15 protein-coding genes are annotated in these 14,133 nt (G+C 45.5%); 10 read left to right on the forward strand and 5 right to left on the reverse strand.

From position 1 onward, the window contains the following. From QUA33_RS09090 to QUA33_RS09105, 4 genes are all read left to right on the forward strand, one after another. Window positions 1-238, forward strand: a 238-nt coding sequence (locus QUA33_RS09090) for a hypothetical protein (RefSeq protein ID WP_333148233.1), incomplete at its 5' end; no start/stop codon positions are given. Between the two features lie 79 nt (window positions 239-317). Beyond that, window positions 318-1,244, forward strand: coding sequence for an energy-coupling factor ABC transporter permease (locus QUA33_RS09095; protein WP_333148235.1), 927 nt, complete (start codon window positions 318-320; stop codon window positions 1,242-1,244). Further along, complete coding sequence (locus QUA33_RS09100) at window positions 1,237-1,893, forward strand: energy-coupling factor transporter transmembrane component T (protein ID WP_333148237.1); 657 nt, start codon at window positions 1,237-1,239, stop codon at window positions 1,891-1,893. Before QUA33_RS09095 ends, QUA33_RS09100 begins: the two co-directional genes overlap by 8 nt. Before the next feature lie 135 nt (window positions 1,894-2,028). After that, complete coding sequence (locus QUA33_RS09105) at window positions 2,029-2,763, forward strand: ABC transporter ATP-binding protein (protein WP_333148239.1); 735 nt, start codon at window positions 2,029-2,031, stop codon at window positions 2,761-2,763. 96 nt (window positions 2,764-2,859) lie between these two features. On the opposite strand, the gene QUA33_RS09110 is transcribed toward QUA33_RS09105, so the two are convergent. Next, window positions 2,860-3,864, reverse strand: coding sequence for an ion transporter (locus QUA33_RS09110; RefSeq protein WP_333148241.1), 1,005 nt, complete (start codon window positions 3,862-3,864; stop codon window positions 2,860-2,862). 242 nt (window positions 3,865-4,106) lie between these two features. On the opposite strand from QUA33_RS09110, the gene QUA33_RS09115 reads away from it, so the two are divergent. Then, window positions 4,107-5,114 carry a 2-hydroxyacid dehydrogenase gene (locus QUA33_RS09115; RefSeq protein WP_333148243.1) on the forward strand — a complete coding sequence of 336 codons (1,008 nt, stop codon included), beginning with the start codon at window positions 4,107-4,109 and terminating at the stop codon, window positions 5,112-5,114. 196 nt (window positions 5,115-5,310) lie between these two features. Next, window positions 5,311-5,748 carry a CAAD domain-containing protein gene (locus QUA33_RS09120; RefSeq protein WP_333148245.1) on the forward strand — a complete coding sequence of 146 codons (438 nt, stop codon included), beginning with the start codon at window positions 5,311-5,313 and terminating at the stop codon, window positions 5,746-5,748. A gap of 180 nt (window positions 5,749-5,928) precedes the next feature. Here QUA33_RS09120 and aroA read toward each other — a convergent pair whose 3' ends face one another. After that, window positions 5,929-7,284 carry a 3-phosphoshikimate 1-carboxyvinyltransferase gene (gene aroA, locus QUA33_RS09125; protein WP_333100474.1) on the reverse strand — a complete coding sequence of 452 codons (1,356 nt, stop codon included), beginning with the start codon at window positions 7,282-7,284 and terminating at the stop codon, window positions 5,929-5,931. Window positions 7,285-7,718: 434 nt separating this feature from the next. Between aroA and QUA33_RS09130 the strand changes: the two genes are divergently transcribed. Continuing rightward, window positions 7,719-8,222 carry a hypothetical protein gene (locus tag QUA33_RS09130; RefSeq protein ID WP_333100473.1) on the forward strand — a complete coding sequence of 168 codons (504 nt, stop codon included), beginning with the start codon at window positions 7,719-7,721 and terminating at the stop codon, window positions 8,220-8,222. A gap of 119 nt (window positions 8,223-8,341) precedes the next feature. On the opposite strand, the gene QUA33_RS09135 is transcribed toward QUA33_RS09130, so the two are convergent. Next, window positions 8,342-8,821, reverse strand: a complete 480-nt coding sequence (locus QUA33_RS09135; RefSeq protein ID WP_333148247.1) for a hypothetical protein — start codon at window positions 8,819-8,821, stop codon at window positions 8,342-8,344. Between the two features lie 142 nt (window positions 8,822-8,963). On the opposite strand from QUA33_RS09135, the gene QUA33_RS09140 reads away from it, so the two are divergent. The 3 genes from QUA33_RS09140 to QUA33_RS09150 all read left to right on the forward strand — a co-directional run bounded on the left by QUA33_RS09140 (window position 8,964) and on the right by QUA33_RS09150 (window position 11,235). Then, window positions 8,964-9,641 (forward strand): hypothetical protein, encoded by a 678-nt coding sequence (locus tag QUA33_RS09140; protein WP_333100471.1) that lies wholly within the window; start codon window positions 8,964-8,966, stop codon window positions 9,639-9,641. 236 nt (window positions 9,642-9,877) lie between these two features. Beyond that, the gene (locus QUA33_RS09145; RefSeq protein ID WP_190656699.1) at window positions 9,878-10,177 is read left to right on the forward strand and encodes a putative quinol monooxygenase; all 300 of its coding nucleotides are present in this window, start codon (window positions 9,878-9,880) and stop codon (window positions 10,175-10,177) included. A 254-nt stretch (window positions 10,178-10,431) separates the two neighbouring features. Further along, window positions 10,432-11,235, forward strand: coding sequence for an MOSC domain-containing protein (locus tag QUA33_RS09150; RefSeq protein ID WP_333148249.1), 804 nt, complete (start codon window positions 10,432-10,434; stop codon window positions 11,233-11,235). 116 nt (window positions 11,236-11,351) lie between these two features. Here QUA33_RS09150 and QUA33_RS09155 read toward each other — a convergent pair whose 3' ends face one another. Both QUA33_RS09155 and QUA33_RS09160 read right to left on the reverse strand, forming a co-directional pair. Next, window positions 11,352-12,218 carry a calcium-binding protein gene (locus tag QUA33_RS09155; RefSeq protein ID WP_333148251.1) on the reverse strand — a complete coding sequence of 289 codons (867 nt, stop codon included), beginning with the start codon at window positions 12,216-12,218 and terminating at the stop codon, window positions 11,352-11,354. A gap of 75 nt (window positions 12,219-12,293) precedes the next feature. After that, on the reverse strand, window positions 12,294-13,967 hold the full coding sequence (locus QUA33_RS09160) for a methyltransferase domain-containing protein (protein ID WP_333148254.1): 1,674 nt from the start codon (window positions 13,965-13,967) through the stop codon (window positions 12,294-12,296). Window positions 13,968-14,133: the final 166 nt, after the last annotated feature.

Genomic DNA, 14,133 nt, shown 5'->3' on the forward strand with positions numbered 1-14,133 from the left:
GCCGCTTTTATCAACAAGGTATGCGGGCCGCAACCCTTATACAGTCTATCTCGTAGACCTTTTTGTCACCCCCCCAGTAAAAAAGCTTGAATGTGGGGGGGCGGTAAAATATCCGAATAATTCTTCAGGATTATTTAATGTTACATTTCTCATCCTCAAAACTCTGGCTGTGAAGCCCGAATCTATATCGAGTAAGCGATCGCCCGCCGCAAAACCCCCGATCGCTCGATCGCATTAATGCCCCCAGAGGGGGTTTTAAATTTTTGTAAAAAATAGTTGACTAAAGAGTTGGAAGTTCTCTCGTTTGGGATAGATCGATGCACATACCTGATGGTTTCCTTTCACCCCCAGTAGCCATTGCCACCGGCATAGCAAGTGCAGCAGTAATTGCAGTTGCTCTAAATCGAACCCGCGCCAGTCTTGGACTTCGACAAGCCCCAATCATGGGCTTAACTACAGCTTTCGTGTTTGCAGCCCAGATGATCAACTTTCCCGTAGCCGGCGGCACCAGCGGCCACTTGTTGGGAGGGGCGCTCGCATCCGTCGTTCTGGGGAGCCCTTGGGCGGCAACTTTAGCGATGAGCACAGTTTTTATAATTCAGAGCGTCTTGTTTGCCGACGGGGGCATCACCGCCTTGGGAGCCAATATTTTTAATATGGGGCTAGTTGGAATTTGGGCGGGCTGGTGGCTGTTGCAGCCGTTGCAGCAACTGTTGGGAGGTTCCCGAAATCGTTTGCCGCTAGCAGCAGGGATTGCCGCCGCCCTTAGCGTTGTGGCTGCTTCGATTTGCGTGGCGATCGAACTCGCAATTTCTGGTACAGTAGCGCTCAATATCGCATTGCCAGCAATGGTAGGCGTACATATTTTAATTGGGATTGGCGAAGGCGTAATTACAGGTGGCGTTTTAACTTATCTCGTCAAAGTGCGGCCGGATTTACTGCCGGGACAACAGCCACAATTGCAGAAATGGGTAGTGCCAGTAATCGGAGTTTTATTAATTTCGGGGGTGCTTTCGCTGTTTGCTTCAAGTTGGCCTGACGGGTTAGAATCGGTAGCCGAAAAACACGGCTTTAAAGATAAAGAAGCTGTGGCGATCGAAAATCCTACTCCTTTAGCAGATTACACAGTTAAAGGATTAGAAGAACAGCCTATTGGTACTAGCATTGCTGGACTTTTAGGGTCTGCTTTCAGCTTCGGGGCGGCCTTTGGCATTGCTCAGTTGGTAAAACCTAAAGATGTCTAAACTTGCGATACCTTTTCGATTGCGAGTGTCTCTGATTATTGTCATCGGCATAGGTTTTATGAAGACTGGCGCTTGGCTGTGGCTGGGAATCTATGGGGCGATCGCACTTTTTTGGTCATTTTGGCTGAGGGCGCCGGTGCGAACCCTAGCGCAACTGTTGGGAGCAGAATTGCTTTTTCTCTCCTTATTAGTGCTGCCCCAAGGTTGGGAACGTGCCAGTTTTCTGTTGCTGCGTTCCCTAATTTGCCTGCTAATCATGAACAGTTTTCTGCTAACTTTGCCGCCCCACAGTTTCGGAATTGCTCTCAAAGGATTACCCCTACCAGCAGGTTTGCAAGACATTGTACTTTTAACGGGACAATACTTAGAAATCTTGCTAGCCGAAGTCAACCGCATGAAAAGATCCGCACAACTGCGAGGCTTATCTGGTACGGGAGGATGGCTGCGCTACGCCAGTGCTTCCATGATCGGAGCGCTTTATTTGCGAAGTCTCGATCGGGCAGAAAGAGTTCATGCAGCTATGCTAATTCGCGGGTATCAAGGAGCTTTACCTGCTGACTCAAAATCAACACCAAAAGAGCGACTCTGGCTGACAGTAGCAATTTTAATGGCAGCCGGATTAACAATAGCTTCTTATGGTAAGTGGTAATTTAGAAGGGGCAATTGGTAATTGGTAACTGATTAATTCATGCCTCTACCTTTTGCCTTCTCCCTTCCCCTCTCTGCGGCCTCTGTGCTCTCTGCGGTTAAATACTCTTAATCCTAAAATCGAGGCAAATAAAAATTGAGTAAACTAAAATCCGTGCCAACAATCGAAGTAGAAAATTTAGTATTCGGATATCCCCAACAAAAACCAATATTACGGGGAATTTCTTTTACTTTGCAACCGGGAGAAAGAGTTGCTCTCCTCGGCCTGACAGGTGCTGGTAAAAGCACTTTGCTCGAAAACTTGATTGGATTAAAAATGCCTCAAGCGGGCGAGATTAGAGTGCAGGGAAAAAAGTTGGAACCGAAGACTTTATCGCAGGCGCGCAGGCAGATAGGATTTTGCTTTCAAGACGCTAATGACCAGCTATTTATGCCCACTATTTTAGAGGATGTCATGTTCGGGCCGCGCAATTACGGAGTGCCACCGGGAGTTGCGCGCGATCGAGCTTTAGCGCTATTAGACGAATTTGGTTTAGTAGAATTTGCCAACCGTTCTGCCCACGAACTTTCTGGAGGTCAAAGGAGGTTAGCAGCCTTGGCAGCAATTTTAGCATTAGAGCCGGCAATTTTGATCTTAGATGAGCCGACTAATGGACTAGATCCCTCGTGGCGGCGTCACTTGGCGTCAGTTTTGTCCCAATTGCCGATCGAGGTAATTTTGATCGCTTCTCACAATTTGAATTGGATCGGGAAAACCACTCAAAGGGCGTTAGTTTTGGCGGATGGTGAGATAAAAATTGACAGACAAACCAAAGATTTGTTGGCAGATAAATCAACTTTAGAATATTACAATTTGCCACCAGATTGGTAATTAAGTATTGGTCATCAGTCCTTACATAGAGCAGTGATAAATAACCACAAGAGCTGGTAAAAATTGGGGACCGTCACCGACTATGTATATCTGAAATTAAAGCTCGAATTTGCGAACTGCTTCATTATAAAAATGAATGGCTAAATCGCGAATAATTTCTTCATTTTGAAAATCATTTCCTAACTTCTCTTTCGCCGTTAAAACACACATTTTCATCAACTCGGATGAACTTTCGATGTGAATCGCGATCGCACTTTGGTTTTGTTGAAACCCGACCTCGATTTCCGCCAGCATTTTGACCGATTGATAATTAGCAGATTGCTGTAAATTTGCCGCCATTTTTTCCTGCTTTTTCCTTTGGACTTCCTCGGAAAAACCCGCAGCAATGAGTCCCGCAGGTAACGCAAAAATACCGATTCCCAAAAATGCTAATATTGCGCCTAAAAATTTCCCTAAAGGAGTGATTGGATAAATATCACCGTAACCGACAGTAGTTAATGTCACAACTCCCCACCACATTGCATCGGGGATGCTCGCAAAAGTTTCTGGATGCGCCTCGTTTTCAACAAAATACATGACGCTAGAGGCAAATATTAACAGAATAAAAACTGCAAATGCAGTGGCAATTAACTCCTCTTTTTTAGCGTACAATACTGCTCCAAGAGTTCTAAGTGATTCTGAATAGCGGCTCATTTTTAGCAACCGCAACAAGCGCAGCAGGCGAATTAAATTAACGAAGCTTAAATTAGGAAATAAGAGCAATGAGTAAAAGGGTAGGATTGAAATTAAATCTATCAGACTTAGCGGTGTAAGACCGTATCTCAATCTTCCCCAAAGCGGGTGGGTGTATCTGCTATCGACTGTACACACCCACAGCCTCAAAAGATATTCAATTGTAAATACTAAGGATGAAACAATTTCGATATTTTCCAAAATTAACTTTTGTTCTTGCGACAATGTGGGCGAAGTAGAAGCAATAAAAGCTGCTACGTTGATTACAACTAAACAAGTTATAAAAATATCGTCTGCTAAACTGTATAAATTGCCCGTTTCGGATTTTTCTAAAATTTCATATATTTGAGTTTTGATTTTTTTGGGCATCTGATTTTTTCCTCAAAAGTAGGAATTAACGCTCGCTCGTTAATACAGTATAAGCAATTGTATTCAAAACAATAAGCAAGACTTGCCTTACGGCTAAAAATCTGGTTTCTTGAGAGAGGCCTCGTTGCGAAACTCAATATTGATCGTGGAAACTGGGTTGTTTGGGTCAACGGCGTTCTACTAAAATTTAGAGTTAATCTGAAAAGAATTTCCAATTACTACTGGGTTTGCAGGCAAAAATCATGAAGGTAGCCGTATTCAGCACCAAATCCTACGATCGCACATTTCTGGAAGCAGCGAATGTCGGCGGCAAACACGATTTAGTTTTTTTTGAACCGCGTCTGAACCTCGAAACCAGCGTTTTGGCTGCTGGATTTCCTGCAGTCTGCGCGTTCGTGAACGACTCTTTGGACGCGAAAACGCTGCTCAGCATTGCCGAAAAAGGCGTCCGCTTGCTGGCCCTGAGATCTGCCGGATTCAATCACGTCGATTTAGCAGCAGCGAAGGATTTAGATCTAACTCTCCTCCGAGTTCCGGCTTATTCTCCCTACGCAGTGGCAGAACACGCAGTCGCTCTGATTTTGTCCCTCAACCGCAGAATCCATCGGGCTTACAACCGCGTCCGCGAAGGCAATTTCGCCTTAGATGGCCTGTTGGGTTTTGACCTTCATGGCAAAACGGTGGGAATCGTTGGAACAGGGAGAATTGGCGCAATTACTGCCCAAATTCTGCACGGATTCGGGTGTCGCCTGCTGGGATACGATGTTTACCAAAACCCAGATTGCCTCGCCATAGGCATGGAATACGTCGCACTCCCGGAACTATTCGCCGCCTCTGATATTGTCAGTCTGCATTGTCCGCTGATACCGGAAACTTACCATTTGATCGGTGCAGAGGCGATCGAGCAAATGAAACCGGGGATGATGCTGATCAATACCAGCCGCGGTCAGTTGATTGACACTAAAGCTGTCACCAAAGCACTGAAGTCTGGTATAATTGGCTACCTAGGCTTAGATGTGTACGAACAAGAGACGGATTTGTTTTTTGAAGATTTGTCAAATCACGTCATCCAAGACGACGTTTTTCAACGTTTGCTGACTTTTCCAAACGTCCTGATTACCGGGCACCAAGCTTTTTTCACCGAGGAAGCTTTGAAAAATATCGCCGAAACCACGATCGGCAACATCACCGACTTTGAACAAGGACGCCCTTGCCCGAATCAAATCGACCTCGCTCAAGTGAAAAAATGAGTCAAAAGACCGATTTGGCAGCGGCGGCAATTGTTTAAAATCGAGTCATATCGTTATTTTTGCTTGCAATTTGTGAAACTCTGCCTTAGTCTCATCAATTAGTCCCTGCAGCGCGGATGCTGTGCTAATTGCCGGAGAATTAGACTGGCAGCAATTCACAGCCTGCAATTTTACCTGACAACGGAGGAAGTATTCAATGACACAAGCTAACTTTTCTGACGAGACACAAACAATCACTGAAGTCGTGACAGTAGATCTGGTGGAGGAAAAACCGGGGGTCATGACTACAGTGACAACCCCAGAAACAACGACGGGCCAGTTCCAAGATATTAAAGACCAAGTTATTACAATTTTGTCGGAACTTCCAGCCTATCTCTCTAATTTTTTTGCTGACTACCAAAAGCCCCTCATAACTATTGGTTTAATTTTGGCCGGCGGTATTAGTATTAAGGTAATGCTGGGAGTTTTAGGTGCTCTTAATGATGTCCCTTTGGTAGCTCCAATTTTTGAGTTGATTGGTATGGGGTATACGGGTTGGTTTGTTTATCGCTATCTACTCAAGGCTTCTAATCGCCAAGAGTTGTTAACGGAAATTGATTCTTTAAAAGAACAAGTTGTAGGTAAAGATTCTTAGAGGAAGTCATTAGTCATTGGTCATTGGTCATTAGTCATTAGTTAGTGGTTATTTGTTAGTGGTTATTTGTTAGTGGTTATTTGTTATTTGTGATATAGCAATAACCGATAACAAGTAACCAGCAACCAATGCCCAATGCCCAATGCCCAATGCCCAATGCCCAATGTCCAATGCCCAATCTCAATTTGGATGGCAAACTTGTTGCAAAGTGGCGGTAAAGTCGGGGTAGGAAATGGCAGCGGCTTCTGCCCGGTGAATGTTAGTAATACCTGTGGCGTTGAGGGCTGCGATTGCCAAACTCATCGCTATTCTGTGGTCGGTGTAGCTGTCAACATCCGCGCCGATCAAAGGAGTTCCCCCGGTAATTTCTAAACCGTCGGGTAACTCGGAAATTTGGGCTCCCATGCGGTTGAGTTCGGCAGCAGTCACGGCTAGTCGATCGCTCTCTTTGACCCGCAACTCGGCCGCATCTCGAATTATTGTAGTACCCGACGCAAAGATCGCCGCTACTGCCAAAATCGGGATTTCGTCAATCAGTCGGGGTATTAAGTCGCCAGCAATGGTGCATCCCCGCAATTGGCCGGAACTGCGAACCAAAATATCCGCTACCGGTTCCCCGGCCGCCTCTCGCTGATTTTGCAGTTCAATGTCGGCCCCCATCATTTCCAAAGCTTCCAAAATGCCTGTACGAGTTGGGTTGACGCCGACATTTTCGACTACGAGTTCCGAACCCGGGACGATCGCCCCAGCAACTAGCCAAAATGCCGCCGAACTAATATCCCCCGGTACAATCACATTCTGCCCTTGCAGTTGTGTCGGCCCAGTGACTGTCACGCTACAAGTTTCTGGATCGACGCTCAATTGGGCTCCAAACGCTCGCAGCATCCGCTCGCTGTGATCCCGCGACAGAGCGGGTTCTGTGACTGTAGTTTCTCCGCTTGCCATCAAACCGGCGAGCAAAATGCAAGATTTAACTTGAGCCGAGGCGATCGGAGAATGGTAGTGAATCGGTTTTAACTGCTGTCCTAGTATCCCTAAAGGAGCTAAAGAATTACTTTTTCGGCCCCAAATTTGCGCTCCCATTTGTTGCAGCGGTTTAATGACGCGCGACATCGGGCGCGATCGCAGAGAACTGTCACCCGTTACTGCATAAAAACGCCCCGGATGAGAGGCTAAAATTCCCAACATCAGCCGCATCGTCGTGCCGGAATTACCCGCATCCAAGACTTCTACAGGCTCCTCTAACTCGCCAATTCCAACGCCCCGGACTGTCACCCGTTCCGCGTTGAGTTCAGAAACTTTTGCTCCCAAGAGCGAGAAACATTTAGCGGTACTGCGGGGGTCTTCTCCTAGCAGTAGTCCCTCAATTGTAGTTTCGCCTTGGGCGATCGCACCCAACATCAAAGCTCGGTGAGAAATCGACTTATCGCCCGGAACTCGAATCCTCCCCACCAGTGACAAGCCCGAGGCAGGTTTTTGAACGCTTAAAGTTTGGCTTTTGTCAAGAAGCGTAGTAGTTATAATGTCAGCTTGCATTGAGATAAACTAGGATTGGATGGTGTTAGCTATCCTACCTTTTTCCCAGTCCTAAGTCAGTCGTCGTTTGTACGGCCTGCGGGTGTTTTCCCAATGTGTCCGGTTAACTTAAAAGCTGATTAAACTCGCCCGGAGACTCCGCTGTCAGTTATCGAGGACACAGGAGTGCGGACGCAGCAGTACGGATTTCACTTTAATTTCACCCATATTATCCGTGTATATGCTTAGATTTCATGTCTAGCTCTCAGTTATCGACCAGATGATTCAATTGTGACTAAACAATTTTAGATTTTCGATTGCGAGTTGTAGATTTTTCATTTTTTTAAGCAAAAGCTCCGGAATTTGGAACCCAGCTAATCTAAAATCTAAAATCTAAAGCTTAAAATCTCAAATCTCAAACCCCCCGATCCACAACAACTCCTACACTTTTGTTTATGCTGACGCATCACCGCAAGCCTGTAAGTTTATCGCTGGTATCCACAGATTTACCATTGTGGTCAGTTGTTGAAACCGCTGGTACGCTTTATCAAAAAGACCGCGATCGCTTTCACTTGTTGTTACACGAACCAGCAATAATCGATCGCCAATTTTCCGACTGTTCCGACGAATCAGCCGAGCCAGTTACAATTTTGCCCCCAACTACAAAACCCCGGTTGCTCTGGCTAGAAGTTTCGCCCTATCGAGTCATTATGACTATGCAAGGAAACGGCAAATACAGTTACCGCCACTGCTGGGAACGAGGAATGTACGGCCTGAGCCGTTATTGGCTTCAGGGCGAATCGCTGGCGACTCCCGAACAGTTGCGACTCCGCAACTTCACCCGCAACTTGACGCTGACAGGAAAGCCGGAACCCGGACACTTGCAGTTAGAATACGAGTTGTGGTCGGAGAAAGTACAACTCGGCCGCTATATTTTGAATCTAGAAATTCATCACTAAAAATTGGGTAATTGCAAAGGGGTAGATAGTAGGTGAAGGCGACGCATTCCTCAAATTCATTCACCCCCGTGGATTGTTGGGGTTCGCGTGGCCAGCTCAAAACTCAAAACTCTTAGCCTTTAGCGATCGCTCTTACAATAATTAATCAGTTTGCTAGTCAAAGCGTCTTGATTTGCGGCTGCTTGATTGGCCTGTTGGCCTGCTCTAATAATATCTGCTTGAGCAGCTTGGATTTGCTCTCGACCTTCTATACTTGTAGAAGCAAGATTTCCAGCCTGAAGACTTTTGCTTATGTCGCCGAGTGCTTGACTAATTTCATGGAAAGATTTAACCGATGGCCCCTGAATTTCTTTGAGGGTTTTATCTGTTATTCGCAGAGCCTCAAGTTCATTCGCTATCAGGTTCAAATTTTTAGCTAAATTGTCGGTCGTTGCAGGATCGTTGCTGTCTTTATTAACATCAAGGAGAGCGTTGCCTTTGTTGACAATTTCAGTAAATTTAGTACACTGGACAGCTCGACTATTGCTGCAACTAATCGTCAGCGTACAGCAAGCAACAACTATCAGCAGGATGGTAATCTGTTTGCGAAAAAAGTACATGAACCCTCGGTTGCAAAAAAAGTAGATTCTGGGATTTTGTCGTAGAGTGCGTCAGCGATTAGCCGATATATCGACTGTCGAAAAACTTTCGCGGCATTCGGACACGCTCTACTAAGCTAAACTACGTACCTGTTTGGGAACTATGGTCAAAAACAGCAATAACCTAAAGAAGGGAAGCATTTGGGGATATCTTACCCTGCTTTTGCCTATTTCCTTGACGGCGGTTGCCAGTTTCGAGTCGGGAACGATGTTTTGGGCGATCGCCACCACAGCGGGCATTGCTTGGGCTTGGAGGCTCTACCAGCAGCAACAAAAACACAAACTCGCTCATTTAGACTCGGTTTTCTACAAGTTAATCAAGGAAAATCAAGGGCGAGTTACGGCTTTGGATTTGGCGATGAATGCAAAACTCCCCGGAGAAAAGGTTCAAGAGTATCTGGACGAACGAGCCTCTGAGTTTGCAGCGGATTTTGAAGTGACAGAACAAGGCGGAATTTTGTATTATTTTCAAATAGCTCCACCTGTCACTCCAAGCGAAACACTTAATGCGACAATAGCTGTTCAAGAGCCTCCCATAAATCGGGAAAAAGCACAAGATAAAAAACCAAATTTATTCCCCATTACTCAAACCAAGACTCCTCAAAAGCCCAAAATCTCTTTTACCCAAACGGAACTCTCCCGCAGATTCAAAGTTCACGCAACTACGATCGGCAAGTGGAAACTTAAGCCGGAGTTTGCTCAGTGGAGCCGCGAAAAAGACCCGGAGGATCTCGCCTGGGAATATTCTACAGAAAACAAGCGATTTTATCCCAAAGATTGAGTTTCTCCGGTATTGACCAAAATATATCAATAAACCGGGTTTATACAACGCTCGGCGGTTAGTACCGAAGAATTTGGGAAGAAAGCGGGTTTCTGAGCTATGAGCGCGTCCTGGACTAATTGTAGTGCCGTTGACCGATCGACCTCTTTAGGTTATTTTAAGTGAAATCGTGTTTTGCTGAGTTTGGTAAGTAAAATCGGTAAATTCGATCGTCCTATCTGTGACTTTTTTGTCCTATGTCCAAAACAACCTTGCGAGTAGTTGCCCGCCTCGCTGCCTTTCCTGACAAAGTAGCAGAACTTAAATCACTGCTGCTGAGTATTATGGAACCCACTCGCAAAGAAAAAGGCTGCATCAAATACGAACTCCTGCAAAATCAAGCCGATCCCACAGATTTTACCTTCGTTGAAGAGTGGGAAAGTGCAGATTTGCTCGAACTACATCTCGGTTCAACTCACATTCAAGACGCCGTGCAAAAATTAGACGGTTTGGCTGTTGGACCTCCAGATATCCGCCGCTATGAATTGCTAGCTTAATCCGGTTTGTAGAGCAATTTTATTCATGTTTGTGAATTAGCTTCTATTTCTCCAAAGTTTGTCGCGCACCCTACATATAGAGGTCCTGCGTAAGTCCAATTCTACTCACATCTTGCACTATTCTCGCTGAACAGGCTTTCCGGCCTGTTCCACAAGAAAATCTACTCTTTGTGGCACAGGCCGGAAAACCTGTTCAAAAAAGAATTATTGACAATGGTGCAAGATATCAGATTCTACTAACTTCGGAAAATTTTATGACAGTAGCAACAATAAAACAGTTATTTATTTATCCAATTAAAGGGCTGACACCGCAAGAAATGTCGGAGTTTGCTTTAACAGCAGGACACGGAATTAAGGGCGATCGAGCTTTTGCCCTCATGTTTGCAGATAATATTGAAGCTGCAAAGATGCCCGCAGATAATGTGCCTTGGATGAGCAAAAAACATTTTGCCGTCCAAAACGATTGGCCTCTGTTAGCAGCTTTGGAATGTCATTATCAACCGGAAACGGCGGTTTTAAAAGTCAAGCGTCAAGGAGTTGAAGTGTTATCGGCAGAAACGAACACAGCAGCGGGGCGCGATCGCATTGGCAGTTTTTTCACAGAATATTTGGCGGCAATTGAACCCACAAAAGAAGCGAGACACCCGCAGTTTGCACCTTTGCACTTAGTCGGCGACAGCAGCGGCGAAACTCGTTATCCCGATCGAGAACCCGTACACATCTCTTTACTGAGTCAAGCCACATTAGACCAATTAACAGAAATAGCTGTTAAAAACATTGACGTGGCCCGATTTCGCCCGAACATTGTGCTAGAAGGTATGGCAGCTTGGTCAGAATTTGAGTTGATCGGAAAACAGTTTCAATTAGGCGCGGCGCGCATCGAAGTTACAGCACGAATCGGTCGCTGTGTCAATATAGAAGTGAATCCAGAAACAGGCGATCGGGATATTTCCCTACTCAGTTTACTGCAACAGGAATTCGGTCACGCACAAACTGGAGTTTTAGCCAAAATTATTAACAGTGGCACAGTTAAAATCGGCGATGTTTTGCATCCCTAGAATAATCAGTTGATGCGTTGTTATATATCCGAAGCCTTTAGAGGCGTGTCCGAGTCCACAATCCGAACCAACAGCAGACAATATTAACATAAAACCCGCCCCAACCCAGCGACTCCTTATGCTTCCGGCACCCTCACCTTATTACCAATCAAATTCAGAAAACTCGTTCCAAAATGTTGAACCTCCAAAAAATTAGCATAAGCAGGAGTTGACTTGTAAACTCTAAAAGTTCGCATAATCCCTAAAGTCGCCGCGCTTTCCAGCGGGCCTATAAAGCTAGTATCCCTATCCAAAAAATGAGACTGCTTAGCCCAGTGTGCCATCTGTTCCGCATTCAAAAAATAGCAGCCGGAATGAGGATTCAACGCCCGCTCAAAAGCGACTGTTTGTTCCATGATTTTTCCCATTAACTGCCGCTGCTCCTCTACATTTTGAAACTGAGAAGTCGCTGAGTCTGCTAAATCACCATCAACATATGCTTTAAAAACCGCGCCTTTAGGCGCTATTTCATAGCGATTAGGTTGCAGCAAATTCCCATTTCCTCCGTGATGCGTAAACCACTTTAATTTACTAAAAAACCACGGATCGTGCAGAACTAAATCATCTTCCAAATAACAGAAATAATCGTATTTGTTAAGACACGCTCGCAAAACTGCTTGACACTCAAACCCCAACAGCAGCGGTTCGCATTTGGTAGCGTGGTGCATAAAACATCTGGGCTGCACTGGGAGTTGAGGCAACAGATGATAACCTTGAGTAGTGCAAACAACAATGTCAATTTCGTGCTGTTGAGATTGATTTGCTGGGATAGTTGCACATTCGCTAATGTCAATCATGGACTGAGATTTGCCGTACAAAGCTTGCAGCGATGTCACGCAAGCGGTTAAAGCATTTAGTCGCGGTTGCGGATCATTTCGCTGGGAAGCGTGTTTCCCGTCGCCGCTGGGATTGTAAAAGTGAGCAATAGTGAATAGAATTCGCATTGGTGTGGAGTAACAATTAGAAATTAAACAATAAAACAGAACGATCGCACAATAGCCCTATAAATCTTACCGCACTTAGTCACCAAATAACTCCGGCAGGCGATCGCGCAACTCAGCATTTAAACGCGGCAACTCGTCCCGCATTTGTAAGTACCAATCTCGGCGCTGCCGGTAGTGCCCGCACAGCAAGCGGTTGTCGCGCACCCATTCGTAAGCATTCGCGGCTATTTTCCGACGCCGAGAAGTGTCAGAAATCAGCGAATTTAGTTTGGTTTCAAACTCTTTTTCATATCTATAAATCAATCCTGTTTCACCTTCGACAATCGAATGTTCGTACACAGTGGGACTTGCCAGCACCGCTACTCCCCGCGCTGCACATTCAATAAATTTTAAGTCGGACTTCGTTTCGTTAACCGGGTTGGAAACAAGCGGCAGCAAAGCTATATCGCAACTGTACATGATTTCTTGATACCGTTCGTAACTGCAAAACGGTTCAAATTCTTTTTGCTGTATTTTCAAGGATTCAAAAAATTTTCTGTCGTGGATTACTTTAACTCGAATCCGGTGCTTGTGTGCGACTAAAACTCGATTTAGCGCTGCCATAATCGGCTGCCAATCTTTTTCGCGGTTGAGTGCACCAAAAAAAATTGTGACAGTATCTTCTGCCGGATAAATTCGCTGCGGAGGTAGATAAGCTAAGTGATTGGGAAATACAGCCACATTTGGATTGTATTGGCGCAAAATTTTTGCGAGGGGTTCTGTAGAAGTTTGCACGCAGTGACAGCCGCGATAGCTGAGGTAATTATTATCTGCATATTCGCGGCGGCGGATAGGATTGTCGTCAATTTCAGCTACTATTAAATAGCCTTGTTGCAACAGTTCTTTTAGCTGGGGAATGTAGGCGGGATATTGCATAATTGTCCGCTGCCAAATGAAGACTTTTTCTTCTTCCGGCAGGGGGGGAATTAATCCTGCTGTTTTTACGCCGGATACGGTGCGGACACCGGGAATTGTAGCGCTAAATTTGTCCGGTTCCAAAACTCGCACGCGATCGCACCCGGTAGGAGCCATAATGATAGTCTGAATCAGCAGCCTGCGTGCAGGTACGGTCGATTTTGTCGATCGCACGATATAATGTTCAGCACCTGTTTCCGTAGCAAAACTGCTCGATGTGAGCTCTAAAGCCTTTACCATTGGATGCAGTAATTCCTGAAAGTGCACAAAATTTTCGGTTTTGTGTCCCTTCCCTTGAAATTCATAAACCTGCAATCCGGCTTGAGCAAATAGTGATTTAATACTTTCTAGGGTAAACCAGTGCTGCATCTTGCTGTCGGGATTTTCCCAATGTCCGCGCAGCAGATTGACAATTCGCCGCCAGTATTGAACATTTGGGATTCTGGCGAGAATTTGCCCCTCTGGATTCAGCAAACCACTGTACTGCTTGAGGACTTCCCAAGGGTTTTTGAGATAAGGTAGCAAGTCGCCGAAAATTAAGCAATCGACGGTTCCTGGAGCGATTTCGAGACTTTCGAGGGCAATTTCTTCAATATCGGCTACCGTCACCCAGTTTAGCCGATCGACTGCAATTTTAGCTTTTTCTCGATCGCATTCAATGCCAATATACTGACAATGGGGATTGATCAGTTTGTACTCTTGGCCCGTCGAACCCGTACCGCAGCCAATTTCGACAATGACTTTAGCATCCGGCGGTAGCAGCTTCAAGAAGTCGTGGTTGGCGCGATCGATCACTTTGTCTAAAATTCCTGATTAGTTTATCGTAAAATAAAACAGAGCAACCCATGCCGACAGACAACCAGCCGAAGGTTAGCATTGCGATGCCAGTATACAATGGCGATCGCTATCTTTGTCAAGCACTAAATTCTCAGTGGCGAACTTTTTTTCTTTTCTATTCTCT

Source organism: Microcoleus sp. Pol14D4 (assembly GCF_036701245.1).
In the GTDB taxonomy this organism is placed as follows: domain Bacteria; phylum Cyanobacteriota; class Cyanobacteriia; order Cyanobacteriales; family Microcoleaceae; genus Microcoleus.

Coding starts and splice junctions, on each gene's coding strand:
- QUA33_RS09145 (WP_190656699.1), top strand. CDS start 9,878: ATGTCCAAAACAACCTTGCGAGTAGTTGCCCGCCTCGCTGCCTTTCCT.
- QUA33_RS09130 (WP_333100473.1), top strand. CDS start 7,719: ATGCTGACGCATCACCGCAAGCCTGTAAGTTTATCGCTGGTATCCACA.
- QUA33_RS09155 (WP_333148251.1), bottom strand. CDS start 12,218: ATGCGAATTCTATTCACTATTGCTCACTTTTACAATCCCAGCGGCGAC.
- QUA33_RS09100 (WP_333148237.1), top strand. CDS start 1,237: ATGTCTAAACTTGCGATACCTTTTCGATTGCGAGTGTCTCTGATTATT.
- QUA33_RS09110 (WP_333148241.1), bottom strand. CDS start 3,864: ATGCCCAAAAAAATCAAAACTCAAATATATGAAATTTTAGAAAAATCC.
- aroA (WP_333100474.1), bottom strand. CDS start 7,284: ATGCAAGCTGACATTATAACTACTACGCTTCTTGACAAAAGCCAAACT.
- QUA33_RS09135 (WP_333148247.1), bottom strand. CDS start 8,821: ATGTACTTTTTTCGCAAACAGATTACCATCCTGCTGATAGTTGTTGCT.
- QUA33_RS09140 (WP_333100471.1), top strand. CDS start 8,964: ATGGTCAAAAACAGCAATAACCTAAAGAAGGGAAGCATTTGGGGATAT.
- QUA33_RS09115 (WP_333148243.1), top strand. CDS start 4,107: ATGAAGGTAGCCGTATTCAGCACCAAATCCTACGATCGCACATTTCTG.
- QUA33_RS09120 (WP_333148245.1), top strand. CDS start 5,311: ATGACACAAGCTAACTTTTCTGACGAGACACAAACAATCACTGAAGTC.
- QUA33_RS09150 (WP_333148249.1), top strand. CDS start 10,432: ATGACAGTAGCAACAATAAAACAGTTATTTATTTATCCAATTAAAGGG.
- QUA33_RS09095 (WP_333148235.1), top strand. CDS start 318: ATGCACATACCTGATGGTTTCCTTTCACCCCCAGTAGCCATTGCCACC.